28 protein-coding genes and 1 riboswitch are annotated in these 26,910 nt (G+C 59.8%); of the genes, 10 read left to right on the top strand and 18 right to left on the bottom strand.

All coding sequences use genetic code 11. The features are described 5' to 3' along the window. Nucleotides 1–72 precede the first annotated feature (72 nt). From V5E99_RS14065 to V5E99_RS14040, 6 genes are all read right to left on the bottom strand, one after another. Nucleotides 73–1,437: a DUF1329 domain-containing protein gene (locus V5E99_RS14065; protein ID WP_499802963.1), complete on the bottom strand. Its 1,365-nt coding sequence runs from the start codon at nt 1,435–1,437 to the stop codon at nt 73–75. Between the two features lie 28 nt (nt 1,438–1,465). Then, a complete protein-coding gene (locus V5E99_RS14060) occupies nt 1,466–3,355 on the bottom strand; it encodes a DUF1302 domain-containing protein (RefSeq protein ID WP_499802962.1) in 1,890 nt (629 codons plus the stop codon). A gap of 346 nt (nt 3,356–3,701) precedes the next feature. Further along, the gene (locus tag V5E99_RS14055) at nt 3,702–5,384 is read right to left on the bottom strand and encodes a fatty acid--CoA ligase (RefSeq protein WP_499802961.1); all 1,683 of its coding nucleotides are present in this window, start codon (nt 5,382–5,384) and stop codon (nt 3,702–3,704) included. Between the two features lie 148 nt (nt 5,385–5,532). Then, nucleotides 5,533–5,802 carry a hypothetical protein gene (locus tag V5E99_RS14050; protein ID WP_499802960.1) on the bottom strand — a complete coding sequence of 90 codons (270 nt, stop codon included), beginning with the start codon at nt 5,800–5,802 and terminating at the stop codon, nt 5,533–5,535. Further along, nucleotides 5,793–6,263: a hypothetical protein gene (locus V5E99_RS14045; protein WP_499802959.1), complete on the bottom strand. Its 471-nt coding sequence runs from the start codon at nt 6,261–6,263 to the stop codon at nt 5,793–5,795. Before V5E99_RS14045 ends, V5E99_RS14050 begins: the two co-directional genes overlap by 10 nt. Nucleotides 6,264–6,559: 296 nt before the next feature. After that, nucleotides 6,560–7,189 carry a LysE family translocator gene (locus V5E99_RS14040; RefSeq protein WP_403027835.1) on the bottom strand — a complete coding sequence of 210 codons (630 nt, stop codon included), beginning with the start codon at nt 7,187–7,189 and terminating at the stop codon, nt 6,560–6,562. Between the two features lie 242 nt (nt 7,190–7,431). On the opposite strand from V5E99_RS14040, the gene V5E99_RS14035 reads away from it, so the two are divergent. The 3 genes from V5E99_RS14035 (at nt 7,432) to V5E99_RS14025 (ending at nt 10,277) form a co-directional block, all read left to right on the top strand. Then, complete coding sequence (locus V5E99_RS14035) at nt 7,432–8,397, top strand: 2-hydroxyacid dehydrogenase (protein WP_499802958.1); 966 nt, start codon at nt 7,432–7,434, stop codon at nt 8,395–8,397. Between the two features lie 33 nt (nt 8,398–8,430). Beyond that, on the top strand, nt 8,431–9,429 hold the full coding sequence (locus V5E99_RS14030; protein WP_499802957.1) for a methyltransferase: 999 nt from the start codon (nt 8,431–8,433) through the stop codon (nt 9,427–9,429). Between the two features lie 50 nt (nt 9,430–9,479). Then, nucleotides 9,480–9,604, top strand: a riboswitch (yybP-ykoY riboswitch). Nucleotides 9,605–9,695: 91 nt separating this feature from the next. Then, complete coding sequence (locus tag V5E99_RS14025; protein ID WP_499803043.1) at nt 9,696–10,277, top strand: TMEM165/GDT1 family protein; 582 nt, start codon at nt 9,696–9,698, stop codon at nt 10,275–10,277. 121 nt (nt 10,278–10,398) lie between these two features. On the opposite strand, the gene V5E99_RS14020 is transcribed toward V5E99_RS14025, so the two are convergent. After that, complete coding sequence (locus V5E99_RS14020; RefSeq protein ID WP_499802956.1) at nt 10,399–11,217, bottom strand: M48 family metallopeptidase; 819 nt, start codon at nt 11,215–11,217, stop codon at nt 10,399–10,401. 263 nt (nt 11,218–11,480) lie between these two features. Here V5E99_RS14020 and V5E99_RS14015 point away from each other — a divergent pair, with 263 nt between their 5' ends. Then, complete coding sequence (locus V5E99_RS14015) at nt 11,481–13,622, top strand: methyl-accepting chemotaxis protein (RefSeq protein WP_499802955.1); 2,142 nt, start codon at nt 11,481–11,483, stop codon at nt 13,620–13,622. 100 nt (nt 13,623–13,722) lie between these two features. Here V5E99_RS14015 and V5E99_RS14010 read toward each other — a convergent pair whose 3' ends face one another. Genes V5E99_RS14010 through V5E99_RS14000 form a run of 3 tightly spaced genes read right to left on the bottom strand, consistent with a single transcriptional unit; the run spans nt 13,723 to nt 14,834 of the window. After that, nucleotides 13,723–14,346 (bottom strand): SOS response-associated peptidase, encoded by a 624-nt coding sequence (locus tag V5E99_RS14010; protein ID WP_499802954.1) that lies wholly within the window; start codon nt 14,344–14,346, stop codon nt 13,723–13,725. A 35-nt stretch (nt 14,347–14,381) separates the two neighbouring features. Beyond that, a complete protein-coding gene (locus V5E99_RS14005; RefSeq protein WP_445180970.1) occupies nt 14,382–14,642 on the bottom strand; it encodes a putative signal transducing protein in 261 nt (86 codons plus the stop codon). Between the two features lie 9 nt (nt 14,643–14,651). Continuing rightward, nucleotides 14,652–14,834 (bottom strand): CPXCG motif-containing cysteine-rich protein, encoded by a 183-nt coding sequence (locus tag V5E99_RS14000; protein WP_499802953.1) that lies wholly within the window; start codon nt 14,832–14,834, stop codon nt 14,652–14,654. A gap of 142 nt (nt 14,835–14,976) precedes the next feature. On the opposite strand from V5E99_RS14000, the gene V5E99_RS13995 reads away from it, so the two are divergent. After that, the gene (locus V5E99_RS13995; RefSeq protein ID WP_499802952.1) at nt 14,977–16,140 is read left to right on the top strand and encodes a 1-acyl-sn-glycerol-3-phosphate acyltransferase; all 1,164 of its coding nucleotides are present in this window, start codon (nt 14,977–14,979) and stop codon (nt 16,138–16,140) included. Nucleotides 16,141–16,253: 113 nt separating this feature from the next. Here V5E99_RS13995 and V5E99_RS13990 read toward each other — a convergent pair whose 3' ends face one another. Continuing rightward, nucleotides 16,254–16,538: a hypothetical protein gene (locus V5E99_RS13990; protein WP_499802951.1), complete on the bottom strand. Its 285-nt coding sequence runs from the start codon at nt 16,536–16,538 to the stop codon at nt 16,254–16,256. Nucleotides 16,539–16,732: 194 nt separating this feature from the next. On the opposite strand from V5E99_RS13990, the gene V5E99_RS13985 reads away from it, so the two are divergent. Beyond that, nucleotides 16,733–16,939 carry a hypothetical protein gene (locus V5E99_RS13985; protein WP_010458215.1) on the top strand — a complete coding sequence of 69 codons (207 nt, stop codon included), beginning with the start codon at nt 16,733–16,735 and terminating at the stop codon, nt 16,937–16,939. A gap of 193 nt (nt 16,940–17,132) precedes the next feature. On the opposite strand, the gene V5E99_RS13980 is transcribed toward V5E99_RS13985, so the two are convergent. Continuing rightward, on the bottom strand, nt 17,133–17,717 hold the full coding sequence (locus tag V5E99_RS13980; RefSeq protein WP_201193543.1) for a YajG family lipoprotein: 585 nt from the start codon (nt 17,715–17,717) through the stop codon (nt 17,133–17,135). Between the two features lie 204 nt (nt 17,718–17,921). On the opposite strand from V5E99_RS13980, the gene V5E99_RS13975 reads away from it, so the two are divergent. Further along, nucleotides 17,922–18,155, top strand: a complete 234-nt coding sequence (locus V5E99_RS13975; protein ID WP_169373115.1) for a hypothetical protein — start codon at nt 17,922–17,924, stop codon at nt 18,153–18,155. Between the two features lie 738 nt (nt 18,156–18,893). Beyond that, entirely contained in the window at nt 18,894–20,402 is a 1,509-nt protein-coding gene (mqo, locus tag V5E99_RS13970) for a malate dehydrogenase (quinone) (protein WP_499802950.1), read from the top strand. Between the two features lie 166 nt (nt 20,403–20,568). Here the strand turns inward: mqo and V5E99_RS13965 are convergent, their stop codons facing one another. The 4 genes from V5E99_RS13965 to V5E99_RS13950 form a co-directional block, all read right to left on the bottom strand. Continuing rightward, complete coding sequence (locus V5E99_RS13965) at nt 20,569–20,856, bottom strand: PA4642 family protein (protein ID WP_499802949.1); 288 nt, start codon at nt 20,854–20,856, stop codon at nt 20,569–20,571. A gap of 63 nt (nt 20,857–20,919) precedes the next feature. Beyond that, nucleotides 20,920–21,405, bottom strand: coding sequence for a hypothetical protein (locus tag V5E99_RS13960; RefSeq protein ID WP_499802948.1), 486 nt, complete (start codon nt 21,403–21,405; stop codon nt 20,920–20,922). A 141-nt stretch (nt 21,406–21,546) separates the two neighbouring features. Further along, the gene (locus tag V5E99_RS13955; protein WP_499802947.1) at nt 21,547–22,020 is read right to left on the bottom strand and encodes a WbuC family cupin fold metalloprotein; all 474 of its coding nucleotides are present in this window, start codon (nt 22,018–22,020) and stop codon (nt 21,547–21,549) included. Nucleotides 22,021–22,023: 3 nt separating this feature from the next. Continuing rightward, entirely contained in the window at nt 22,024–22,581 is a 558-nt protein-coding gene (locus V5E99_RS13950; RefSeq protein WP_010458232.1) for a hypoxanthine-guanine phosphoribosyltransferase, read from the bottom strand. Between the two features lie 164 nt (nt 22,582–22,745). Here V5E99_RS13950 and upp point away from each other — a divergent pair, with 164 nt between their 5' ends. Both upp and V5E99_RS13940 read left to right on the top strand, forming a co-directional pair. Continuing rightward, nucleotides 22,746–23,384 carry a uracil phosphoribosyltransferase gene (gene upp / locus V5E99_RS13945; RefSeq protein WP_201193530.1) on the top strand — a complete coding sequence of 213 codons (639 nt, stop codon included), beginning with the start codon at nt 22,746–22,748 and terminating at the stop codon, nt 23,382–23,384. Between the two features lie 2 nt (nt 23,385–23,386). Beyond that, nucleotides 23,387–24,661 (top strand): uracil-xanthine permease family protein, encoded by a 1,275-nt coding sequence (locus V5E99_RS13940; protein WP_092278101.1) that lies wholly within the window; start codon nt 23,387–23,389, stop codon nt 24,659–24,661. Between the two features lie 122 nt (nt 24,662–24,783). Here V5E99_RS13940 and hemH read toward each other — a convergent pair whose 3' ends face one another. Both hemH and V5E99_RS13930 read right to left on the bottom strand, forming a co-directional pair. Beyond that, the gene (gene hemH, locus V5E99_RS13935) at nt 24,784–25,809 is read right to left on the bottom strand and encodes a ferrochelatase (RefSeq protein ID WP_499802946.1); all 1,026 of its coding nucleotides are present in this window, start codon (nt 25,807–25,809) and stop codon (nt 24,784–24,786) included. A gap of 13 nt (nt 25,810–25,822) precedes the next feature. After that, nucleotides 25,823–26,725, bottom strand: coding sequence for a TIGR01777 family oxidoreductase (locus tag V5E99_RS13930; protein ID WP_499802945.1), 903 nt, complete (start codon nt 26,723–26,725; stop codon nt 25,823–25,825). Nucleotides 26,726–26,910 lie beyond the last annotated feature (185 nt).

Genomic DNA, 26,910 nt, shown 5'->3' with positions numbered 1-26,910 from the left:
GTGTCCCTCAAAAAAAAACGCCCCGAACCAGTCGGGGCGTTTTTCGAGGATGCGGCCTCTGTTCAGCGAGTGTTAGCGAACACCATCCTGACGCAGTGCCGCCGGGGTGAAGTCGCTGGTGGTAGCGGTGAAGCCGAAGTCATACGCCTGTTTCTCTTCGTTCTTCATGCCCAGTGCCAGGTAGCGACCCGATTGCAGGTCATACAGGGTTTCCAGGGCGTACCACGGCACTTGCTTGTCGTAGTAGTTCTCGGCGTGGGCTTCCGCGACGCGCCACAGTTGGTTACGACCGTCGTAGTGGTCGATCACCGCGGCTTGCCAGGTGTCTTCGTCGATGTAGAAGTCACGTTTGGCATAGATGTGGCGCTGACCTTCCTTCAGGGTTGCGACCACATGCCAGACCCGGCGCAGCTCGTAACGAGCCAGGTCCTGGTTGATGTGGCCGGCCTTGATGATGTCGGTGTACTTCAGCTTCGGATCGTCGAGCTTGTAACTGTCGGAGGCGATGTACATCTCTTTCTTGCCTTCGAGTTTCCAGTCGTAGCGATCCGGCGCGCCGTTGTACATGTCCAGGTTGTCGGAGGTCCGCAGGCCATCGGCGGCAGTACCCGGCCCGTCATAGGACACTTGCGGGGCGCGACGCACACGACGCTGACCGGCGTTGTAGACCCATGCCGAACGCGGCTCCTTCACCTGGTCGAGGGTTTCGTGCACCAGCAGCACGCCACCGGCCAGACGTGCCGGCGCGGTCACTTTTTGCTTGAAGTAGAACAGGATGTTGCCCGGGTTTTTCGGGTCGTAATCCTTCATCTTGTCGCGGAACACGAACTGGTCCTGGAAGTACACCAGGCTGAACGAGCCGTTCGGCTGTGGCGTGGCCTGGGTCACCAGACGGGTCACGCTGCCGCCGCGATAGCGGGTGATGTGGTTCCAGATGACTTCGACACCGCTTTTAGGGATCGGGAACGGTACGGCGGTTTCGAAGTTTTCCAGGCCGTTGCCGCCGGACACCAGGTTGGTGGCAGTGGCGTTTTTCTTGATGGCGGCGAACACGTCATCCGGCACGGTGGCGCCACGATGGGACGGGTAGACCGGCATCTTGAAGGTGTCCGGGTAGCGCTTGAACATCGCGTACTGGCCCGGGGCAAGCTTTTCCTTGTACTGGTCAACGTTCTGCGCGGTGATGGTGAACAGCGGTTTTTCACTGGCGTACGGGTCGGACAGAAAGCCTTTGCTGTCAACATTGCCGGCATTTTTCGCCAGGGGTTTCCAGGCCGGGATCGAACCGTCGGCATTACCGGCCATCTCGGCGCCCATCGGCGTCAGGCTCTTGCCCAACTTGTCCGCTTCAGCCGCAGGCACCGCCGCCATGACACTGGTCGCCAGCAGCGACAGCCCCAGAACACCGGCGTGGAACAGACTCTTTGTTATTTTCATATGTGTGTTCGTCCTGAAAAAACAGTGCTTAGAAGTTCACGCCGACGCTGAGCGCAACGAAGTCGCGGTCATCCACGGTGGTGTACTTGCCATCAAAGAAGTTGGTGTAAGCCAGGCTCGCGGTGTAGGTGTTCTGGTATTCGGCATCGACGCCCAGGCTCACGGCCTTGCGACCTTCCTCGAAGTTGCCGCCAGGACCTGGCGAGTAACCGCTCACGTCGTGGGACCAGGCCACGTTCGGCTTGAGGTTCACACCGGCGAACACGTCGTTGTATTCCCAGATGGCACGACCGCGATAGCCCCACGAGGTGGCCGTGGTGAAGCCTTCGTTGGTGCAGTTGCGGCTGCGGTTGTTCTGCGGCGAACCCGCACCGGCGCCGTTGATGGTGCTGGCGTTGAGGATGTTGGCGCAGGTGTCGATACCGCCCGTGGCTGGCAATTCACCCGGGCCGTAGACCGGATCACGGCCGTAACGAACATCGGAGGTGCTTTCCAGGCCGCCGACGTGGGTCACGCCCACTTCGCCCACCAGGGTCAGACGGCTGGCGCCCATGACTTGGTCAAAGAAGTGCGTCAGGGTGGTCTGGAACTGGGTGATTTCCTTGCGGCGATAACCGTGCAGGTCCTGGCCCGGCACACCGGTCAGCAAGGAAGCATTGGACAACGCGCCGCCGATAGGACGAACACCGGCGAACAGGATGTCGGTGGAGTTCAGTTGCACCGGTGCGTTTGGACGGTAGCTGATCTCACCGCTCCACGCGGTACCGGTAGGCAAGGTGGTGGAGAAGCTCAAACCGTAGAGACGGATGTCTTCAGGGTATTCGATGAAGTACTGCGAGTTACCCGCCACCAACAGCGGCGCGAGTGCCGCGAACGGTCCTGGCAATGCCTTGGCGGTGTTATAGACCGACTGCGGCGCACCGGTAGCACTGAAGATCGGCGCCCGGCTGTGGTAGTTCATGAAGTACGCACCGAACTCGGTGTCCAGCGGATCGAACATGTACTTGAAGGACGCGCCCCACTGGCCGCTGTCCCGCGCATCGCGATCGCCGCCGCGGCGCACCAGCACGCCTTCTTCGTTGACGTTGACACCCGCACCGGCCAATGGGCCCAGCGCAACGGCCGGAATCTGCGAACGCTTGTTCAGTACCCGCAGGTTGTTATCGCAACCATCGGCCACGATATCGGGCTGGGAGAAGAAGGTGCCGCAGTTATCGACAACGGTCTGGTCCCATTCCAGTTGATAGAACGCTTCGGCCGAGAGGTTTTCGGTCAGGCTCTGGGACACGTAGAACATGTTGACCGGGATCAGGCCTTCCTTGATCTCGGCCCCCGGACGACGGAACGCGGACACGTCGATCGGGTTGATCGAGTTGATGCCGCCGCCGATGAAGGTACTTTCACCCCAGCTCACGACCTGCTTGCCCAAGCGCACGGAACCCGGCTCATCGGCAATCGAATAGTTGTGGTAGATGAAGGCGTCGAGGATCTGCCCGCCGGAAGACTTGGCGCCTTCCTTGCGGTTGTCATTGCTGACGTTCTTGAATTCCAGGTCCTGGTTTTGCAGCGCGAAGTCGTACCAGTATTTGCCCCGTACGAAGACGCCGGTATCGCCATATTTCAATTCAAGGTCGTGAATGCCCTTGAAGATCTTCGAGAAGGCCTGGCCGCTCTTGAAGTTCGCGTGGCCGTCATCGGAGGTCTGTGACAGGCCGTGCCCACCGTTGTTGACGCCGATCAGGTTCTTGTTCGGCTGCTGGGTTGAGACACTCATGCCCAGGGAGAGCGACGAGTCGAACTGACCTTCGATTTCACCGACATTGAAACTGACGCCGAATGCGGGCCCGGCGAGCGTAGAAGCAAGACTGACCGCCAGGGGCAATTTCGCCCGGCGCCAGAACTGGTTTACTGATGTCATCGACGCTACTCCATGTGCATTATTGTTATGGCAGTGAGTACTTTTAAAAACGTTGTGGAAGACCGGAAGCCAAGGCGTCCCGAATTCATTCCCAAGGTGCATCGCCCCGTTTGTGCGTTTGCTCCGTTCTTAAAAATCCTTGAGCGGACTATAGCCAGCAGGTAGTACTGCTTGATCCCTCTAAAGTGTGATTTGCAGCTGCCGGCCACTCTGGAACAGTCCTTTCGCCAGTCCGACAGATGTCGGCACGGCAAGGATGGCTCAAAATTGAAATTTCACAAGCCAAGCGCTTGCTTGGTGGGGCTGGCGTGCCTTTTCGGGCACGCCAGTGGAGCTCGGATAACGCTTAAAGCGTCGAGAGGAAGGTGCTGTTGTTGGCCTGCCATTCGGTGATGTCGAGGCGAATGCGCTTCTTGTCGAGCTTGCCGACGCTGGTCTTGGGAATTTCAGTAACAAGGGCGATCTGGCTCGGGATCGCCCACTTGCTCAGGTGCCCCAGTTCAACGAACGGCTTGAGGTGTTCCTTGAGTTCCTTGGCCCCGACTACATGCCCTTCGCGGATCACCAGCAGCGCAAACGGCCGCTCGCCCCACTGCGGGTCGGCAATGCCCACCACTGCTACTTCGCGTACCGCTACGTGACGGCTGATCAAATCTTCGAGATCCAGGGACGAGATCCACTCGCCGCCAGTCTTGATCACGTCCTTGATCCGGTCGCGAATATCGATCACGCCCATGCTGTCCAGGGTCGCCACGTCGCCGGTGTGCAGCCAGCCGCCGGCCCAGAGCTCGGCACCCTTCTGTGGCTCGTTGAAATAGCCTTCGGTGAGCCACGGTGCCCGCAGCACCAGTTCGCCCTGGGTCTCGCCATCGGCGGGCAGGAAGTTGCCGTCGGTGTCGACAATCGCCGCCTCCACCAGCGGTCCCGGCACGCCGGCCTTGATCCGGTAGGTGGTGCGTTCGTCTTCGGTGCCGGCCATCAATTCGTCATTGAGGTGAGCGCACGAAACCAGCGGCCCGGTTTCCGACATGCCGTAAGCGGCAGTCAATTGAATACCCTTGGCCTTGGCGGCTTCGTACAACGCGCGGTTCAGCGCGCTGCCGCCGATGACGATTTTCCAGCCGCCAAAATCAGTGTTCTGCGCAGCCTTGGCGTTGAGGACCATTTGCAGGATGGTCGGCACGCAGTGGGAAAAGGTGACCTTCTCCTTGCGCCACAGCTCCACCAGGTATTCCGGGTCGTAGCGACCGGGATAGACCTGCTTGAGCCCAAGCATCGTCGCCACATAAGGCAAGCCCCAGGCATGCACATGGAACATCGGCGTGATCGGCATATAGACGTCGTTGGTGCCCAACAGGCGCACGCTGTCGATGGCGCCCATGATCGTCGCCACGCCCATGGTGTGCAGCACCAGTTGCCGATGGGTGAAATACACGCCTTTCGGATTGCCGGTGGTGCCGGTGGTGTAGAAAGTGGTCGCGACGGAGTTTTCGTCGAAATCCTGGAAGTCATACTGCGGACTCGCGGCCGCCAGCAGTTGCTCGTATTCACCGACGAGGTTCGGCAGATCGGCGGTTTTTTCCGGCAGGTCAGTCAGCAGCAGGGTTTTCTCGACCGTGGTCAGGTGCCCGGCGATGGCCTGGTACAGCCCCACGAATTCGCTGTTGACCAGCACAAAGCGGTCCTCGGCGTGGTTCATGGTGTAGAGGATTTGCTCGGGTGACAGGCGCACGTTGATGGTGTGGATCACCGCACCGATCATCGGGATGGCAAACATGCACTCCAGGTAACGATGGCTGTCCCAGTCCATCACCGCCACGGTATCCCCGGCCTTGACCCCGGCCGCCGTCAGCACATTGGCCAGCCGCGCGACCCGTTCGATCAGGGTCGGATAGCTGTAGCGCAACTGGTCGCGGTACACGATCTCGCGGGTTTTCTCGTAACGAGCGCCGGACATCAGCAGTCGTTTAATCAGCAACGGATACTGGTAAGCGCCTTCGGCGGGCGGGATAACGCGAGTCTGCAACATAAGAATCCCTTTTCTGACTGCACGGTGTTGGCAACTAAAGGTAAGCACTCTAGAGCCCTTATACCGCAGCCAAATCAGCCAAAGGAATGATTTGCAGAGCCGTACAAATGCTAGCTTTGCGCCAGCATTTGCAGGATTTCGTCACCGGTTATGCCGTTTGTCCTACGGCGGCCTCAGACGGTGTGCGTGGGAAAACCAGGGCAGCCACGAAGGTCAACGCCGCAAAACCCGGCAAAATCAGGTAAAGCCCTACAAACCCCTGGCGCGGTTCGACGAAGGAAATCAGCGGAATCGCCGTCGCACTGGCGCCGAAGGATAAACAGTAACGCAGGGCGAAGACCCGGGATTGCCATTGCGGCGCAACGAAGTTGGCGACCATCGCGTCATTCACCGATACCTGGCCAAACATCACGAACATGAATGCGGTGCCCAACGCATCACCGCCCAACCGTTGACGTAGGCCAGCCCGAACAGCAGCGGCGCCTGGCACAGCGTCAACACAATGAACGGCCATTTCAGGCTGAACCGATGCAAGACCCGGCCGATGCTCAATTGCGCCACGGCACCGAAGGCATACGCTGCCGTAGGCTGCGATCTTTTAGGGTTTTCGATGATGCCGAAGATCAAAAGATCGCAGCCTTCGGCAGCTCCTACAGAGATCCGCGTCTCATCAATACATCTCGGTGAACGCGCTTTTGTAGGAGCTGCCGCAGGCTGCGATCTTTTAGGGCTTTTGATGACGCCGAAGATCAAAAGATCGCAGCCTTCGGCAGCTCCTACAGAGATCCGCGTCTCATCAATACATCTCGGTGAACGCGCTTTTGTAGGAGCTGCCGCAGGCTGCGATCTTTTAGGGTTTTTGATGATGCCGAAGATCAAAAGATCGCAGCCTTCGGCAGCTCCTACAGAGATCCGCGTCTCATCAATGCATCTCGGTGAACGCGCCTTGTAGGAGCTGCCGCAGGCTGCGATCTTTTAGGGTTTTTGATGATGCCGAAGATCAAAAGATCGCAGCCTTCGGCAGCTCCTACAGAGATCCGCGTCTCATCAATGCATCTCGGTGAACGCGCTTTTGTAGGAGCTGCCGTAGGCTGCGATCTTTTAGGGTTTTTGATGATGCCGAAGATCAAAAGATCGCAGCCTTCGGCAGCTCCTACGGGGGGGGCTGTGCTTTATCAGTGCATCTCGGTGAAGGCGAGTTTTACGCCGATGGCGATCAGCACTGCGCCCATGGTCCGGTCAAACCAGTGGCCCATGCGGGCGAAACCGGCGCGTACCCGTTGTTGGCTGAACAGCCTGGCCACCAGGCAAAACCACAGTGCCGTCGCGAAGGCGAGGTAAATCCCGTAACCGGCCTGTACCGCCAGCGGCGTGTGCGGGTTGATCACCACGGTGAACAGCGACAGAAAGAACAGCGTGGCTTTCGGGTTCAGGCCATTGGTCACGAAGCCCGAGGTGAAGGCGCCACGGGCGGTGCGCTCACCGACTTCCTTGTGCAGGTCATCCGCCACCGGTTTGGCCGGTTGCGCGCGCAGGGCCTTGAAACCGATGTACAGCAGGTATGCAGCGGCGGCCCATTTCAAGGCGTTGAACAGCACGATCGACTGGGACACGATCAGGCCAATGCCGAGCAGCGAATAACCCACATGCAGGAAAATCGCCGTGCCCACACCCAGCGCGGTCCAGGTCCCGGCGCGCCGACCGTGGGTCACGCTCTCACGTACCACCACGGCAAAGTCCGGGCCGGGGCTGGCGACAGCCAGCAGGTGAATCAGGGCGACGGTCAAGAATTCGGTCCAGTACATGGGGGCTCCTCCGGGGCAGATCGGTCGAAATGAAATTCACAGGCTTGCCATCATCCCTGTGGGAGCGGGCTTGCTCGCGAAGGCGGTGTATCAGTCGACATTTGCATTGGCTGACAGGGCCTCTTCGCGAGCAAGCCCGCTCCCACAAGGGTCAGCGTCCGGCCGGCAGTGCGTAACCATTTGTTTCATCTGGTAGGCTCGGCAGATTACGCCTTCAGTTCATTGCACAAAAGGTACAGTTGATGACGAACTCTCGCCGCGCCGTTTTCCTCGACCACCCGTCCCTGGACCTGGGCGACCTCGACCTGAGCCCCTTGCGCGAGTGTTTCAGCGACTTGCAGCTGTTCGCCCAGACCACGCCAGAGCAAGTAATCGAACGCCTCAAAGGCGCGACCGTGGCAATCAGCAACAAGATCCTGATCGATGCCCAAGCCATCGCCGCCAGCCCTGACCTCAAGCTGATTTTGATCACCGCCACCGGCACCAACAACGTCGATCTGGCCGCCGCCCGCGCCCACGGGATTACCGTGTGTAACTGCCAGGGTTACGGCACCCCATCGGTGGCTCAGCACACGATCATGCTGCTGCTCAACCTCGCCACACGCCTGGCGGACTATCAGAAAGCCGTTGGCGAAGGTCGCTGGCAGCAGGCCAAACAGTTTTGCCTGCTGGATTACCCGATTGTCGAACTCGAAGGCAAAACCCTTGGCCTGCTCGGCCACGGCGAATTGGGTGGTGCGGTGGCACGGCTGGCCGAAGCCTTTGGCATGCGCGTGTTGCTGGGACAGATTCCCGGTCGCCCGGCCCGTCCGGATCGCTTGCCCCTCAATGAATTGCTGCCGCAAATCGACGCCCTGACCCTGCACTGCCCGCTCAACGAACACACCCGCCACTTCATCGGCGCCCGTGAACTGGCCTCGATGAAACCCGGTGCCTTCGTGGTCAACACCGCGCGCGGTGGCTTGATCGACGAACAGGCACTGGCCGATGCCTTGCGCAATGGTCACCTGGGTGGCGCCGCCACGGATGTGCTGAGTGTCGAACCGCCGGTCAACGGCAATCCGCTATTGGCCGCTGACATTCCACGACTGATCGTCACCCCGCACAACGCCTGGGGCAGTCGCGAGGCGCGGCAGCGGATCGTTGGTCAATTGACCGAAAACGCCCAGGCGTTCTTCAGCGGTACAGCGCTGCGGGTCGTCAGTTGATAAACTGCCGCACTTTTTTTCAAGGAGCAGAGTATGGATCCGCGCAGTGAAGTACTGCTTCGTCAGCCCGAGTTATTCCAGGGCTCGGTGTTGCTGGCCGGTTTGCCCGCCGACGATTTGCTCGGTCGCCTGCCCGACGCCCATGGCTGGTGCTGGCACGCCGGGGATCAAGCAGCGCTGGACGCACGCTTCCCCGAGCGCAGCCAGTTTGGCGTGAATGCGCCCGAGCGCGAGTTCGAGACGGCGGTGGTGTTTCTGCCCAAGTCCAAGGACCTGACCGATTACATCCTCAACGCCCTCGCCTCGCGTCTGGCCGGGCGCGAGTTGTACCTGGTCGGAGAAAAACGCAGTGGTATCGAAGGCGCGGCCAAGCAACTGAACCCGTTCGGCAAACCGCGCAAGCTTGACAGCGCGCGGCATTGCCAATTGTGGCTGGTCACCGTGGCTAACGCCCCCGAGGCCAAATCCCTGGAAAGCCTGGCCCAGGAATACGAGCTGCCCTTGGCCGAAGGGCCGCTGAAAGTCATCAGCCTGCCGGGGGTGTTCAGCCACGGTCGACTGGATCGCGGTAGCGCGCTGTTGCTGGAGCATCTGGACAAGTTGCCGAGCGGCCACTTGCTGGACTTCGGTTGCGGCGCCGGCGTGTTGGGTGCGGCGGTCAAGCGGCGCTATCCGCACAATCAGGTGACACTGCTCGACGTTGACGCGTTTGCAGCGGCCAGCAGTCGGCTGACATTGGCCGCCAACGGTCTGGAAGCCGAGGTGATTACCGGTGATGGCATCGATGCCGCGCCGATGGGTTTGAGCGCGATTTTGAGCAACCCACCGTTCCATGTCGGCGTCCACACCGATTATTTCGCCACCGAGAACTTGCTGCGAAAAGCAGCCAAACATCTGAAAAACGGCGGCGAACTTCGGCTAGTGGCGAACAGCTTCCTGAAGTATCAACCGTTGATCGAAGAGCACCTTGGAGTATGCGCGATCAAGGCTGAAGGACAGGGCTTCAGAATCTACCGGGCCAAACGCGGTTAGAACTTCTTTTAAAAAAGAGGCTTGCCCAATCGGATTTGCCTAGGCAGAATCCGCTCCGTCCTAGGGGAGTAGTCTCCCACGAGCGCCATGCTCGTCCGGCATACGTCAACATACTTGGTCAACAGACCATGGCGTATGCGACCTAAGCGTCCGCACAGACGGATCGCCAGGGTTTGACAAGACCTATGACACGAACACCTTACCCGGGGCGGGGAGGCTGTACGTGTCATAGCCGTGTCGACCCGCCCCTTAGGAAAACCCTGATGCTGGATTCTCTTCTCGTTCCCACCGCAATCGTTGCCTTGGCCGAAATCGGCGACAAGACGCAACTGCTCGCGCTCATTCTCGCGGCTCGCTTTCGCAAACCCTGGCCGATCATCGCCGGTATCGTCGCCGCGACCCTGGCCAACCACGCAGCAGCCGGTGCGGTAGGTGCCTGGTTCGGCAGCTTCTTCTCGAATGCGACATTGCACTGGATACTCGCCGCGAGCTTCACCGCGACGGCGCTGTGGACCCTGGTGCCGGACAAAATGGACGACGACGAAGCCAGCACGGCGCGCAAGTTCGGGCCGTTCCTGACCACGCTGATCGCGTTCTTCCTGGCGGAGATGGGTGACAAGACCCAGGTCGCCACGGTGATGCTCGCGGCGCAGTACCCGGATCTGTGGCTGGTGATCATCGGCACCACCGCCGGCATGTTGATTGCCAACGTGCCCGTGGTCCTGGCCGGTAACTTTGCGGCGGACAAACTGCCACTGACGTTGATCCGTCGCCTCGCGGCTTCGGCGTTCTTCGTGCTGGCGATTGTCGCGGTGTACAAGGCGATGCAGAGCAGTGGCTGGGTTTGACGGCGTAGGTTGGTAGACCGCGTTATCGTTCTTCGCGGGCAAGCCTCGCTCCTACAGGACAACGCGATCCGTAGGAGCGAGGCTTGCCCGCGAAGGCGTCAGCAGGCTCGCCCCATGAGTATCAGGATTTCGCGGCTTTCTCGTACAGCGGCATCACCTTCGGAATCGCCGCCTGCAACGAGGCAATCCGACTGGCCGACGCCGGGTGCGTGCTCATGAACTCCGGCGGCGAACCTTCCGAGGCCTTGCTCATCTTGTTCCACAAGGTGATCGCGGCGTTCGGGTTGTAGCCGGCGCGAGCCGCCAGTTCCAGACCAATCAGGTCGGCTTCGTTTTCATTGGCGCGGCTGTTGGGCAAGGTCATGCCGTAGTTGGCCACGGTGTCGGCCAGGGCCAAGCTGTCCTGCCCCAGGCCGAACAAGGCACCGGCGCCCTGCTTGGCCATTTCGATGCCATAGGCCTTGGACATCGCTTCACGACCGTGCTCACGCAGGGCGTGGGCGATTTCATGGCCCATGACCGCCGCGATTTCATCGTCGGTGAGTTTCAGGCTGTCGATCAGCCCGGTGTAGAAAATGATCTTGCCGCCAGGACCGCAGTTGGCGTTGAGTTCGTCGCTCTTGATCAGGTTGACTTCCCACTTCCACTGGGCCGAATCCGGACGGAAGTTCGGCGCCTGGGCGATCAACCGGTCGGCGATGGCCTGGATGCGCTTGGCATCGGTACTGGTCTTGTCCAATACCCCTTTGCTCGTCGCCTCGCCTACGGTCTTCTGATAGGACTGGGCATACATCTGGTCGACTTCCTGGCTCGACAGCATGCTGAACATGTACTGCTTGCGCTCAACCCCGACGGCTCCGCCGCTGGTGGTGTTGACCGACTGACAACCGGCGAGCAGCAAGGCTGCGCTCAGTGCACTTACAACCAATGTCTTGTTCATCAAAAAGCTCCCTGAAAACATGCCGCGTATCCTAGGCGGTGAATTGTATCGGCGCCAGATACAACAGACGTGTAGCACGCACTTTTCAGATAAGTCCTTCAGCGCCGCAGGAAAAAATTCACATAAGCCTGCACCCCGCGCCCGCCTTGCTTCATTTGCGACATCCAGCGCTCCAAAACAGTCATTTCGCCATTACGCACTCATGCTCCCCGATTTTCCTGCCGATACAGCAGCGCAGTCGTCCTCTTGCGTGCGGAGCACCCATGAAATTCAAGTCGATCCAGTTTTCCGTAGCAGCCCTCGCCGGCGCCATCGTCCTCAGTGTGGTGGCGGCGCTGGTGCTGTACGCGCTGTTTTCCGGCGCCCGGACGCAAGACATGGTCCAGGAACGGACCCAGGCGCAGTTCGAACAAGTCATCGAGCAACGCCTGACTTCGTTGGCGCAAACCCAGGTCAGCCAGATCCAGCGCGAACTCGAAGCGCCGCTGCTGATTGCCGGTGGCCTGGTGCGGGTCAACGAACTGATCGGCACGCCGGGGGCCGATGGCCAACCGCAGTTGAGCCTGAACCGTGAGCAACTGATCAGCCTGATCAAAGAAAACGTCACCAAGAACCCGAAAATCCTCGGCACCTACATCGGCTGGGAAAAAAACGCCCTGGACCACAACGATGCGGCCTATGTCGACACCAAAGTGGTCGGCATCGATGCCAGCAACGGGCGCTTCCTGCCGTGGTGGTTCCGCAACGAGGACGGCAGCCTGGGCCTGGACAAACTGGTGGACGTCGACGACCAGAAAACCCTGTCCACCGGCGTGCGCGCCAGCGAGTACTACCTGTGCTCCAAAGAAACCAAGAAATCCTGCGTGATCGATCCGGCGCCCTACAAGGTCGGCGACAAAATCGTCATGCTCGCCTCCTTTATTGAACCGATCATGCTCAACGGCGCCTTCCAGGGCATCGTCGGCGCTGACCTGTCGGTGAACTTCATCCAGGAAATGCTGCTGGGCGCCAACCAGAAACTGTATGGCGGCTCAGGGGTGATGGCGCTGATCGGCGGCAATGGCCGGATCGTCGCCTACACCAAAGACCCGAGCAAATTCGGCGAGAAGGTCAGCGACATCCTCGACAGCCAGCAGATTGCCAACATGGCCAATCTCAAGCGCGGCGAAGTCACCTACAGCGTCGACAAGGCCAACGGCCGGATCGAGTTGTACCTGCCCTTCGGCATCGGCCAGACCGATGCACGCTGGACGCTGATGCTGCAATTGCCGTTGAACGCCGTGATGGCCGACCTGCAAAAACTTCAGGGCGACCTGGACAAACAGCGCAAATCCGACACCTTCGGCATGGCCATGGTTGGCTTGCTGATCGCCGGTATCGGCTTGCTGGTGATCTGGCTGGTGGGTCACGGGATTGCCCGTCCACTCAAGCAAATGGTGGCCATGCTCGACGACATCGCCCAGGGCGAAGGCGACCTCACGCGCCGCTTGACCAGCGACCGCGCCGACGAATTGGGCTCGATCGCCAAAGGCTTCAACACCTTCCTCGCCAAGTTGCAGGTGATGATCACTCAGGTGGTGACCTCGGTGCAGAGCGTCAGCGATTCCTCGGAACACACCGCCGACATCGCGATCCGCACCAACATCGGCGTGCACAAGCAAATGGCCGAGATCGATCAAGTGGCCACGGCAGTGCATGAAATGACCGCCACGGCCCAGGACGTGGCGCGCAACGCGACGTCGGCAGCGCAAGCGGCCAGCCATGCCGATCAGGCAGCGGCCCAAGGCAAACAGATTGTGCGCGACACCTCGAATTCGATTGGCGTGCTGGCGGTGGAAATCGGCAAAGCGGTGGCCGTGGTGCAAACCCTGGCCAAGGACAGCGAGAACATCAACGCGATCCTCACCGCGATTCGCGGGATCGCCGAGCAGACCAACCTGCTGGCCTTGAACGCGGCCATCGAAGCGGCCCGAGCCGGTGAACAGGGTCGCGGCTTTGCGGTGGTCGCCGATGAAGTGCGCAACCTGGCGCAAAAGACGCAGAAAGCCACCGAAGAAATCCAGACCATGATCCAGCAGTTGCAGCAGGGCACGCGGGATGTGGTGCGGGTGATGGAAGACAGCCAGAACCGTACCGATGAAAGCGTGCAGCATGCGGCGAAGGCTGCCGAGGCGCTGGAGACGATTACTCAGGCGGTGTCGGTGATCAATGACATGAATACGCAGATTGCCAGTGCGGCCGAAGAACAGAGCGCGGTGGCGGATGACATCAACCGTAACGTGATCAATATCGGGCAAGTGGCCAATGAAGTGGCGGGCGGCGCGGATGAATCGAGCGCGGCCAGTGCTGACCTGACCAAATTGGCGGAACAGCAGCGGCGGTTGATCAATCAGTTCAAGGTTTGATCTGAAGGCCCCTTCGCGGGCAAGCCTCGCCCCTACAGGACGGTGTGATCCGTAGGAGCGAGGCTTGCCCGCGAAGGCGTCAGCCCAGGCACCCCATCAATCAACCCGGGGTCAGACACTCCGGCCCATTGAGCTTCGGATCATTCACCAGGTTCGCCAGCACCCGCTCGCGCAACGCGCCGGGTTCACTGGCCAGCAATCCTTGCAACACATGCAATGGCGTCTCCGGATCAAGCCAGGCCGCTTGCCCCGCCTCATCCAGAATCAACGGCCGACGCTGACTCGCCGCCGGTTGGGTAATCACCGCTGTGCTCAACCAGATTTGCTCCTGCACCGGATACGCCTCCCAGATCGCCGCGAAGAACAGCGCCGAGCCCTCCCCCGGCGTCAGCCAGAACGGGCGTTTGCGTTGGGTGCCGCGCCATTCGTAGAAACCATTGGCCGGCAACAGGCAGCGACGCTCGCGCAGAGCCTGGCGAAACATCGGTTGTTCAGCCACGGTTTCGGCCCGGGCATGGGCCGGGGTGCGGGACAGGTCGGTCAGCCACGGCGGCGTCAGGCCCCAGCGGGCACGGGCCAGTTCACGCTGACCGTCCGCGCCGGCACGCAGCATCAACACCGAATCGTTGGGAGAAATATTCCACTGGGCCTGCTGATCGGCAGGGAAGCCAGGCAGGGCCGCGAAGGCTTGGTTCCAGCGAAACAGGGCATAACGTCCACACATGGGGCAACACGACTCTTGATAAAACGAACGTCAGCCTAACAGACCAGGGTCCCGGGGAAACTTTCCGGTTCGTCACCGGGCAGCGGCAGCGCGGCATTGTACGCGGTGATCAGCTCCCTCGCGTAAGCGGCCTGGTCGTTATCCACCGACAGGCCCAGCAAGCCGAAGATCGGCAATTCGCCAGTCCCGCCGAGCAAATCCCGGCCCACAAGATGCGCCTCGATCCCCTCGCTGGCCAGCATCCCTTGCAGCAACTCGCCCTCCATGAGGTTTTCCGGTTCGTAGATTCGCTGCATACGCGCCTCTCACTCGTTTTCACTGAAGACTTCGAGATGCCATTCCTCTCCGTGCACCTGCAGCACAAACGTGATGGGGCGACAACACACCTGGCAGTCCTCAATGTAGGTCTGATCCCCACCCGACAGATCCACGGACGTCTCAACCTCTTCACCACAATACGGACATTCATACAGTGCGGCTTCCAGCATCGCGGTCTCCCAAGTGACTTGTGCGTATAATCGCCGGTCTATTTGCAGGGCTATTTTTGTCTGGCTACCTTTTCAGACCGTGCCCCGTTGGTTTTCGATCAAAACCTTTACTTACCCTAGCCGTTTCTAACAAGAGAGCATGATGGGCGAATTCGATGCCATCCGACCTTACGACGACAGCGAAGTCCCAGCGGTACTGGACAGGTTGCTCGGCGACAAGGCGTTTCTAGATATCCTCATCCACTTCCGTTTCCCGCGTTATGCCGGTGCCTTCGGCTGGATGCTCAAACCTCTTATAGCTCATCGGCTGCGCCGTGAGTTCGCCGGCGTCCACTCGGTGGCTACGCTGCAAGACAAAGTCGAAGTGTACGTCGACCACACCATCGAGCGCGCCACCGACGGCGTGACCTACACCGGCGTCGAGCAATTCAAGTCCGGCAGCGCCTACCTGTTCATCGCCAACCACCGCGATATCGTGATGGACCCGGCCTTCGTCAACTACGCCGTGTACCACGCCGGCCTGCCGACGCCACGCATTGCCATTGGCGACAACCTGCTGCAAAAGCCGTTTGTCAGCGATTTGATGCGCCTGAACAAGAGTTTCATCGTGCACCGTTCGATCACCGGTCGCCGCGAGAAAATGGCTGCTTATCAGTTGCTGTCGGCTTACATCAATCACTCGATCCGCAACGATTGCGCCTCGATCTGGATCGCCCAGGCCGAAGGCCGGGCCAAGGACGGCGACGACCGTACCGAGTCGGCGATCCTCAAGATGTTCCACATGAGCCGCAAGGATGAGCCGTTTGGCGAGGTCATCCGCTCGCTGAACCTCACCCCGGTGTCGATCAGCTACGAATACGACCCGTGCGACCAGGCCAAGGCCCGCGAACTGTTCATCCGCGCCACCACCGGCAACTACACCAAAGTGCCGGGCGAAGACGACGTGAGCATTGCCAAGGGCATCACCGGCTACAAGGGCCGGGTCCATGTGAACTTTGCCGCGCCGATCACCGAGTTGTTCGAAGACACCAAATTGCTGGCGATCGAAATGGACCGCCAGATCCTCGGTGGCTACCGGTTGTTCCCGGTGCATTACCTGGCTTATGCCCAGTGGAAAGACGCCGACCCGCAATTGCAGGTGCCGAAAGCGGCAGAGGTGTTTGCGGCGGATGAACTGGCCAAGGCCCAGGAAGAGTGGCAGCGCCGGTTGGAGGCTTGTCCTGAGGAACATCGGCCGTTCCTGGTGTTGCAATATGCGACGCCGGTGAGGAATCAGTATCGGGTGAAGGCCGGGTTGCCGCTTTAAGGCAAGATCAAAAGATCGCAGCCTCGTTGCACTCGACAGCTCCTACCTGGATCGTATTCATCCCGTAGGAGCTGTCGAGTGCAACGAGGCTGCGATCTTTTGCTTTCAGCAATTCAGAAACGTGTGCTGATCCACGAAACGATCAGCGCCACGCCCAGGCAAGCGAAGCCGAAGCGATAGAAAAACCGGTTCATGCGCTGGGTGGCGCCATCGAGCATCAACATCGAATCATCGACACGACGGTTCTGGGTGGCGGCCTCAAGCACGGCCAACGCGCGTTGTTCACGGCGACGAGTGGCGTGCAGCAGCCAACTGCCGGGGAACGCGAGCAGCAAGGCCAGCAGGTTGATCAACTTGGCGGGATGGTTGGTAAACAACGAAATCAAATGCAACGACATCTCGGACCTCGGGCAGAACCAGGGTGGCAGGCGCCGGATCGACGACTGCGGCGCGAAGTCTACCGAAAGCCTGCGCACCTGCCCTCCCCTTTACGACAAATAACGAACCACTTGGCCGATTCCTGCCCGGCGTCACGCCATCGTCATCTGAATGCGCCAGTCTGTCGCCCCTCGAAACCGACACTGAGCCGACCATGCTCCACGCCGAAAACCAGGACCGCCTCTACCTCATCGCCCAAAGCGACGAACAGCAGAATCTCGTGGGCAGCCTCGCCTTCAACGTCCAGGACCGCCATTGGCTGGTGTATTGCGCGCTGGGCGGGCATCAACATGCGGACTTGCCGGAGACGGATTTGCTGACGGGGGTGAGTGTGCTGGATTTCTACTCGCAAGCCGCCTGACCCCACCGCCCCCCTGTAGGAGCGAGGCTTGCCCGCGAAAGCGGTGGATCAGTTGCATGAATGTTGACTGACACACCGCCTTCGCGGGCAAGCCTCGCTCCTACAGGGGCTCGGGTGTATTGGCGATAGTCGGCAGGCATGAAAAAGCCCGGAGCCATCACTGGCACCGGGCTTTTTTGCATCTGACGAAAGCTTATTCGCCGAGAATCTGACCCACGGTCGGGTCCTTGAACAGACGCGTCAGCGCGTCACTCAACACGTCGCTCACCAACTTGGTGTTGGTTTCCTGATTCGGCGCCATACCGAAGCGCTGATCCAGGGACGCACCGTAACGGCCGCTGTAGCGACGGTTGGCGTTCTGCACGTCGGAGCGGAAGGTCGCGCCGATGGTGGCCTCGGTCACGTACATGCCTTCTTTAGGCGACTGATACTTCAGCTCCGCCAGGGTCACGGTCAATTGCGGAGCGTTCATGCCGTTGGACACGGGGGTGAAACCCAGCAAACGCACGGCTGCTTCGGCCTGGGCCTGCAACTTCGGCAGGATTTGCGCGCCCTGTACGGTGATCGCGCTGGTCTCAGGGTACAGACCGCCACGGGTCCCCAGGGTTGGCGACGGACGACCGTCCACCACACGAACCACGACCTGCTGGCCATGGCCAACCGGTGCCAACTGAGTGGTCAGCTTCGGTTCCGGGCTCAGTTGTTGCGGGCTGTGGGCGCAGCCAACCAGGGTCAAACTGGTCACAGTGATCAAACCGAACAACAGGCGTTGCAACATGCTCTTCTCTCCAGAATCAGGCACAAACAGGCCCGCAGTATAGCGGTGGGCCACTGCGGCGAACTAGGGGACTTCAAACATTACCGACATTTCTGACAATCCCTTCGGACGTTGGTGCCTGTCACAGATATGTCACGGTCCTTACACTTTCACGTCACGGCTGCCCGGCACTCTTCACAGCAGTCCCCCACAAGGTACTTCGCCATGCGTTATCTGATCTCGCTGTTTGCACCACGCCCACTGCACCGCAGCTTTGCCCTGCTCGACCGCAACGGCCACTGCCAGGCGTTCAAGCAGTGCAGCCTCCAGCCCATGGGCGATGGCTGGGTCGAAATCGAAGAAATCCGCCTCAACTGGCTGCACCATCCCCTGCCCCCAAGCGCCCGCATCCGGCAGAGCCAGCCTCGCTCACGGGTGCAAGCGCTGTTGTCCATCTGACCGGACGCCTAATAAAAGTCATTAAACACGACCATTTCCCTGCGTTTCTTAGATACAATCTCCCCCCGATTATAAGGACGTCTCCTGATCGGGCCTCGCAGCATCGTCAATGCCTCGGTATTGGCACCCCGCACCGCCCACAGAGAGCCGCCCACACAGATCGAGTGAAGCTGGCGCGCTTGCTGTTCCTTTGGCAAAAACCCCAACTTTTCGCGAATCTGCAGAGCTGTCATTCCGCTCGGTTACTGAGCTGTTTGCCCGATTTGCCAGTCATGTATCCCATGGCGGCAATCCATCCGGGCACGGTGCCAGGCTGGGACAGCCCTTTTTTGAGGTTCACGTCTTCAAAAGAGCGTGAAAAAAACGGGTTTTCACAACTTCACAAGAGTGTGGCGAGCAAATGAATAGTTTTGCGTCTGAACATGCACCATTAGCGTCTGAAACAGCCCAACGACACAGGACCGAGTACTCCTCGAGTACCGGAGCCTGAAGCCTGTCCGCTACGGATTTGGTTGCACAAACGGATGTCTCGGCCATAAGTCGAATTGCCAGTCGTGTGCTGAAATGAGTTCATATCGCTCATAGGCCCGGCCGGTAGCGTCCGTCGAAGTTGCGAAAAATTGCGAAGATTCGGACATGGCGATTCTGGCCATGGGTACCTGGGGCATCACTGACACGCCCCTCACTCCTGGCAGCTATGCCGACAATTTGGTGCTGCAGATTTTGGAGACGCGTTAAATGGCGCATAACGAAGCAGTCGACGTAGTACTCGTTGGGGCCGGCATCATGAGTGCCACCCTCGCTGTACTGCTCAAAGAGCTCGACCCCGCGATCAAGCTGGAAGTCGTCGAGCTGATGGATTCCGGTGCTGCCGAGAGTTCCAACCCATGGAACAACGCCGGCACCGGTCACGCCGGGCTGTGTGAGCTCAACTACACACCGCAGGCCGCCGACGGCACCGTCGACATCAAGAAAGCCGTGCACATCAACACCCAGTTCGAGGTGTCGAAGCAGTTCTGGTCGTACCTGACCAAAAAAGGCACCTTCGGCTCGTGCAAATCCTTCATCAGCCCGGTGCCGCACCTGAGCTTCGTGCAGGGCGACAGCGGTGTGTCCTTCCTCAAGTCACGCTTTGACGTGCTGAGCAAGCACCACGCGTTTTCCGACATGGAATACACCGAAGACAAGGCCAAAATGGCCGAGTGGATGCCGCTGATGATGCCGGGCCGCTCGCCGGACGAAGTTCTCGCTGCCACTCGCGTGCTGAACGGTACGGACGTCAACTTCGGCGCCCTGACCAATCAATTGCTCAAGCACCTGACCAGCGCACCCGATGCCCAGGTCAAGTACTGCAAGCGCGTCACCGGTCTGAAGCGTAACGCCAACGGCTGGACCGTCAGCATCAAGGACGTCAACAGCGGCAACACCCGCGAAGTCGACGCCAGGTTCGTCTTCCTCGGCGCCGGCGGCGCGGCATTGCCGCTGTTGCAGGCCTCGGGCATCGAAGAAAGCAAAGGCTTCGGCGGCTTCCCGATCAGCGGCCAGTGGCTGCGTTGCGACAACCCGGAAGTGGTCAAGCATCACCAGGCCAAGGTTTACAGCCAGGCTGCCGTGGGTTCGCCACCGATGTCCGTGCCGCACCTGGACACCCGTGTGGTGGATGGCAACAAGTCCCTGCTGTTCGGGCCATACGCCGGTTTCACCACCAAGTTCCTCAAGCACGGTTCCTTCATGGACCTGCCGCTGTCGGTTCGCGCCGGCAACATCGGCCCGATGCTGGCGGTGGCGAAAAACAACATGGACCTGACCAAGTACCTGGTCAGCGAAGTGATGCAGTCGATGGAGCAGCGTCTGGACTCCCTGCGTCGCTTCTACCCTGAGGCGAAAGCCGAAGACTGGCGCCTGGAAGTGGCCGGCCAACGGGTGCAGATCATCAAGAAAGACCCGAAAAAGGGCGGCGTTCTGCAGTTCGGCACCGAACTGGTTGCGGCCAAGGACGGTTCCCTTGCTGCACTGCTCGGCGCTTCGCCAGGCGCTTCGGTGACCGTTTCGATCATGCTGGAACTGATCGAGAAGTGCTTCCCGAACAAGGCGTCCGGTGAATGGGCGGCCAAACTGGCGGAAATTTTCCCGGCTCGGGAAAAGGTCCTGGAAACCGACGCGGCGCTGTATCGCAAGATCAATGCGCACAACAACGTCGCGCTGGAGCTGGTTGAAGCCAGCAACGAGACCGAAAGCTACGCTTGATTCGGCCCCACAAAAAACGCCCCGTTCTCAGTGAGAGCGGGACGTTTTTTTGTGCGGCTGAAAAGATCGCTGCCTCGTTTCACTCGACAGCTCCTACAACGGGATCGCATCAATCTGTAGGAGCTGTCGAGTGAAACGAGGCTGCGATCTTTTGATCTTAAAATCTTTAACCGCGAGCCTTGGCAATCAGTTCGATGTACTCGGCGGCGTTACGCTGATCCTTGATCACCGCGACGAAATCATTGCCCTGCTCATCCTTGCCATCCAGATCAAACCCGGCCTCGACGAAGAAGGTCAGGAACCGCTCGAAATCATCGATGCGCAAACCGCGATAAGCCTTGATCAGTTTGTGCAGGGACGGCGAAGTGGCGTCGACCGGCTCAAAATCGAGAAACAGTTTGATCTGCTCATCGCCAATCTCGTCACCAATCACTTGCTTCTTATCTTTACGCATTGCCGACTCCAGCTCGCAGACATTTCACGGGGCGGGCAGTTTACCCCCCGATTGACGCCGGGCTCAACGCGAACGAACAGCGCCAGTGTGCAGATCAGCCCAGACATGCCCGTTGGCGTAGCTGAGGAACTGGCAATACACCGTGTCATTGCGCAGCAAATCGATCACCACCCGGTATTGTGCCAGCGGGTAATAGAGCGTCAGGGTTTTGCTTTTTTCGTCGTAGATCGGCTTTTTCAGGCTTTTGCTTTCACCGTCGAAGTTGACCAGTACCTGGCTAATCGTTGCGCCTTTGTTCAAGGACTTGCCCTTGAGGCGGATCAACAATGGCGAGGTGACCGGGATCGGCTGTTGCGTGGACTGACGCTGGCTGCCCACCACCACCGAATATTCGGTGACCTGCAGTAATTGCTGTTGCTCTGGCTCGGCGTCACGCAGGGTCAGGTCGTCCGGGGGCAAAAACTGTGCGTGGATCGGCGCAGGGGCTGCGGCCAGAGGCAGGCTGAGGGTCAGCAACAGGGCGGCGCAACTGCGGATCAAAAGGCTCATGACGGGCTCCGAAGGCGAGGCCGGGCACTCTAGCATGGGTTTAAAAGCAAAAGATCGCAGCCTGCGGCAGCTCCTACAGGGGAATGGTGTACACCCTGTAGGAGCTGCCGCAGGCTGCGATCTTTTGATCTTGCTTGAATATCAATCGAACTGCGCGCGCATCCAGGCCTGATACTCAGCCACGCCCGCCTCGCCTTCGCGCGGTGCCCATTGAGGCAATTCACCCTCACCGACCGGACGATAAGGCCCAGCCTTGCATTCGAACATCAGGCTGTCAGCTTCAAGCACCACCAGGCCATGAAACACGCCGGTCGGCAGGTCCACACCGACACAGTCGCCACCGGCTTGCAGGACTTGTTTCTTCACCACCACGCCGGATTCGTCAAAGATCAGCACACCCAGCCGCCCCTTGAGCACCAACAAGGTTTCGGCCTTGTTTTCGCCCAGGTGCCGATGGGGAGGAATGTAGGTGTTAGGCTGCAAACCCACCGCCATGCGATGACAGGCATCTTCCATCTGATGGAAGTTGTGGTGCTGACGCCCGCGAGGGTTAGCGGCGGCCTTCTCCGCCAATTCAGCGAACAGCGTTTGATCGAGAAAGCTCGGCGTGGTCATCGTTTACATCCCTTTAACGGCAAAAATCCCGTTGGCGTTACGCCAGTAGCCCTTGTAGTCCATGCCGTAACCGAAGATGTAACGGTCGATGCACGGCAGGCCGACGAAATCGGCTTTGAGGTCCGGGCGAGCCTTGCGGTCGTGGTCCTTGTCGATCAGCACGGCGGTGTGCACTTTGCGCGCGCCGGCGTGTTTGCAGTAGTCGATGATCGCGCCCAGGGTGTGACCTTCATCGAGGATGTCGTCGATGATCAGCACGTCACGGTCCAGGAACGAGACTTCCGGCTTGGCTTTCCAGAACAGGTCGCCGCCGCTGGTTTCGTTGCGATAGCGGGTGGCGTGCAGGTAGGACGCTTCCAGCGGAAAGTGCAGATGGGTGAGCAGCTTGCCGGCGAAAATCAGCCCGCCGTTCATCACACAGAACACCACCGGGTTGGTGTCCGCCAGTTGTTCGTTGATGTGTGCACCGACGCGGGCGATGGCCGCCTCGACTTCAGCTTCGGTGTACAGGCAGTCAGCCTCTCGCATGATTTGACGGATATGCTCGAGATCAGCGGACATGGCGCTCTCCAGGGGGACGGGATTCGGGAAAAGCGGGCAAAGGTACGCATCCCGCACGTCCAGATCAAGCGTTTGTGGACTAACGTACCTTATGTCTATAGGACAACACCCTCGGATAGATTAATCTAGGCCGGTTTTTTTGCCCGCCGCCGGAGCCTTTCCCCATGCCCATCCAAGAGATCCGCCATCCGCTGATCCGTCATAAACTTGGCCTTATGCGCCGCGCAGATATCAGCACGAAGAATTTCCGTGAGCTCGCTCAGGAAGTCGGTGCCCTGCTGACCTATGAAGCCACCAAAGACCTGCCGCTGGAAACCTACGATATCGAAGGTTGGTGCGGCACCGTGTCGGTGGAGAAAATCGCCGGCAAGAAAATTACCGTGGTGCCGATCCTGCGCGCCGGTATCGGCATGCTCGAAGGCGTGCTGAGCCTGATTCCGGGTGCCAAAGTCAGCGCCGTCGGAGTGGCCCGCAACGAACAGACCTTGCAGGCCCACACCTACCTGGAAAAACTGGTGCCGGAAATCAACGAACGCCTGGCCATGATCATCGACCCGATGCTCGCCACCGGCAGCTCCATGGTTGCGACCATCGACCTGCTGAAAAAGGCCGGTTGCCGGGACATCCGCGCCATGGTCCTGGTCGCCGCGCCTGAAGGCATCGCCGCCGTCGGCAAAGCGCACCCGGACGTCATGATCTACACCGCCTCCATCGACGAAAAACTCAACGAGCACGGCTACATCATCCCGGGCCTGGGCGATGCCGGTGACAAGATCTTCGGCACCAAGCAGAAGGACGCTTGAGCATGCAGGAAGAGTTCAACGATCCGCTCTGGCGCACGGTGCTGTCGGGTGCACAGATGCTGTTCGTGGCGTTCGGCGCCCTGGTGTTGATGCCGCTGATCACCGGCCTTGATCCAAACGTGGCGCTGTTCACCGCAGGCCTGGGGACGATTCTGTTCCAGATCGTCACCGGGCGTCAGGTGCCGGTGTTCCTGGCGTCGAGTTTTGCCTTTATCACCCCGATAATTCTCGCCAAGGGCCAGTTCGGCCTGGCCGCGACCATGGGCGGCGTGATGGCGGCGGGTTTCGTCTACACCTTCCTCGGCCTCGCCGTGAAGATCAAAGGCACCGGGTTCATTGACCGCTTGCTGCCACCGGTGGTGATTGGTCCGGTGATCATCTCCATCGGCCTGGCCATGGCGCCGATTGCCGCCAACATGGCGATGGGCAAGGCGGGCGACGGCTCCGAGCTGATTCACTACCAGACCGCGATGCTGATCTCGATGCCGGCGCTGCTGACCACGCTGATCGTCGCGGTGTTCGGCAAAGGCATTTTCCGCCTGGTGCCGATCATCTCCGGTGTGCTGGTGGGTTTTGCCATGGCGTTCTATTTCGGTGTCGTGGATACCGCGAAGATTGCCGCCGCGCCGTGGTTTGCGATTCCGCACTTCACTGCGCCGGAATTCAACTGGCAGGCGATTCTGTTCATCGTTCCGGTGGCCTTGGCCCCGGCCATCGAGCACATCGGCGGCGTGATTGCCGTGGGTAGCGTGACCGGTCGCGATTACCTGAAGAAACCCGGCCTGCACCGCACCCTGCTCGGCGATGGCATTGCCACCACCGCAGCCGGTCTGTTTGGCGGTCCACCCAACACCACTTACGCCGAAGTGACCGGCGCGGTGATGCTGACCAAAAACTACAACCCGAAAATCATGACCTGGGCGGCGATCTTTGCCATCAGTCTGGCGTTCGTCGGCAAATTCGGCGCGCTGCTGCAAAGCATTCCGGTGCCGGTGATGGGCGGGATTCTGTGCCTGTTGTTCGGTTCGATTGCGGCGGTGGGCATGAATACGCTGATTCGCCACAAGATCGATCTGGGCGAGGCGCGTAATCTGGTGATTGTTTCGGTGACGTTGGTGTTCGGGATTGGCGGCGTACTGGTCGGCACCGGCACCGGGCCCGACGACTTCGGCCTCAAAGGCATCGCGCTGTGCGCGGTGGTGGCGATTGCGCTGAACCTGTTGCTGCCGGGCAATGACAGCTGGAAGCACAAGAAGGCGGATGATCCGTTGTTGTAAGCAGGTTGAAATTTAAGGCGTCTGAAAGAATGTCTTCGCGGGCAAGCCTCGCTCCTACGGGATTACGTCGTTCTTTTTGATCGACACAAAACCCGTAGGAGCAAGGCTTGCCCGCGATGCTTTTAAAGCGCCAACGGCGCTCTTTCGCACAATACGTTCAAGGCCTTCGCCCACTGCGGATCATCGTTAAGGCAAGGCACCAGCACCAACTCCTCTCCCCCCGCTGCGCGGAACTGTTCCGACCCGCGATCGCCGATCTCTTCCAGCGTCTCGATGCAATCGGCCACAAACGCCGGGCACATCACCAGAATCTTCTTCACGCCGCTTTTGGCCAATTCATCGAGGCGTGCTTCGGTGTAGGGTTCGATCCACTTCGCCTTGCCCAGGCGCGACTGGAACGCCACCGACCACTTGCCGTCCGCCAACCCCATGCGCTTGGCAAACTCGGACGCCGTGCGCAGGCACTGAGCGCGGTAGCAGGTCGCCAATACCGCCGGCGAGGCGTTCTTGCAGCAGTCTTCATTCTTGAAGCAATGCTGGCCGGTCGGGTCGAGTTTGGTCAGGTGCCGTTCCGGCAAACCGTGGAAACTCAGCAACAGGTGATCGTGATCCTGCGCCAAATAAGGCTTGGCGCTGGCGACCAATGCGTCGAGGTATTCCGGCTGATCGTAGAACGGCTGGAGAATCGAGAACTGCACGTCGAGTTTCTTCTCGCGCACCACCCGTTTGGCTTCCTCAATGACTGTGGTCACAGTGCTGTCGGCGAACTGTGGATAAAGCGGTGCGAGGGTGATGCGCTTGTGGCCCTGGGCGACCAGCTCCAGCAGTTTCGTTTCAATCGACGGCTCGCCGTAACGCATCGCCAACTCCACCGGGCCGTGGCTCCACTGGGCGGTCATGGCCTGTTGCAGGCGTTTGCTGAGCACCACCAGCGGCGAGCCCTCCTCCCACCAGATCGAGGCGTAGGCGTGGGCCGACTGCTCCGGGCGCTTGAACAGGATCAGCGATACCAGCAAGCGCCGCACCGGCCACGGCAGGTCGATCACATACGGGTCCATCAGAAATTGATTGAGGTAGCTGCGCACATCCGCCACCGAAGTGGAGGCCGGTGAACCCAGGTTAACCAGAAGCAATGCGTGATCGGTCATGCAACGTCCTATTTCAGAGGCGGCTGGAGAGATCGTCCAACGCCGCGCGCAAATCGGTGAACTGGAAAGTGAAACCCGCTTCCAGCAAGCGTGCCGGCATGGCTTTCTGGCCACCCAGCAACAGCAATGACAACTCGCCCAGGCCGACCCTCAACGCCAGCGCCGGCATGGGCATGAACGCCGGGCGGTGCAACACGGCGCCCAGGGTTTTGGCAAATTCTCGATTGCGCACCGGTTTCGGCGCGCAGGCATTATAGGGACCGCTGGCGTCGATGCGATGCAGAAGAAAATCAATCAGGGCGATTTGGTCCTTGATATGCACCCACGGCATCCACTGCCGACCGTTGCCAATCGGGCCGCCCAGCCCCAGTTTGAACGGCAGCAACAGCCGCGACAAAAAGCCGCCCTCGGCCGACAACACCAACCCGGTGCGCACCAGAACCACGCGAAGGCCCAACGCCTCTGCGCGCAATGCCGTTTCCTCCCAGGCGATGCACAACTGACTGGCGAAATCATCGATCACGGGGGGCGATTGCTCGGTCAATTCCCGCTCGCCGCCGTCGCCATACCAGCCGACCGCCGAACCATTGATGAGCACCCCGGGCTTTTGCTCGCGGCTTTCAATCCAGGCCAACAGGGTTTCGGTCAGGGTGATGCGGCTGCTCCACAACAACGCTTTACGCCGACTCGTCCACAACCGATCGGCAATCGGCGCCCCCGCCAGGTTGATAATTGCATCCACCGGTTCTTCGCCGACGTCGTCGAGACGGGCAATACCCCGGACTTGAGCACCACATATTTTCGCCACTTTTTCAGGTGAGCGACTCCAGACCGTGAGGCGATGTCCCTGGCTCGACCAGTGCTGGCAGAGCTGACGTCCTATCAAACCAGTACCGCCGGTCAGCAATATGTGCATGACTTCTTCCTCGCGTGGCGTTTTACCGTGATCACTAGTCTATTTTTATAAGCAGGGATCTTTGGTATCGGGCAGTGTCTGTGTTTAACAATAGGCCAAGCTGTCAGAACGAGAACGCTAAAAGTTATACCAAAAAACAATATTGTACAGGTTTAAACCACGGCGTAGTCTGTACAGAAAGGTAA

Source organism: Janthinobacterium sp. LPB2021202312-11-4, from assembly GCF_037049705.1.
Taxonomy (GTDB): Bacteria; Pseudomonadota; Gammaproteobacteria; order Pseudomonadales; family Pseudomonadaceae; genus Aquipseudomonas.
Note: the sequence above shows the minus strand (reverse complement) of the source record. Positions and strands in the feature narration are given on the sequence as shown.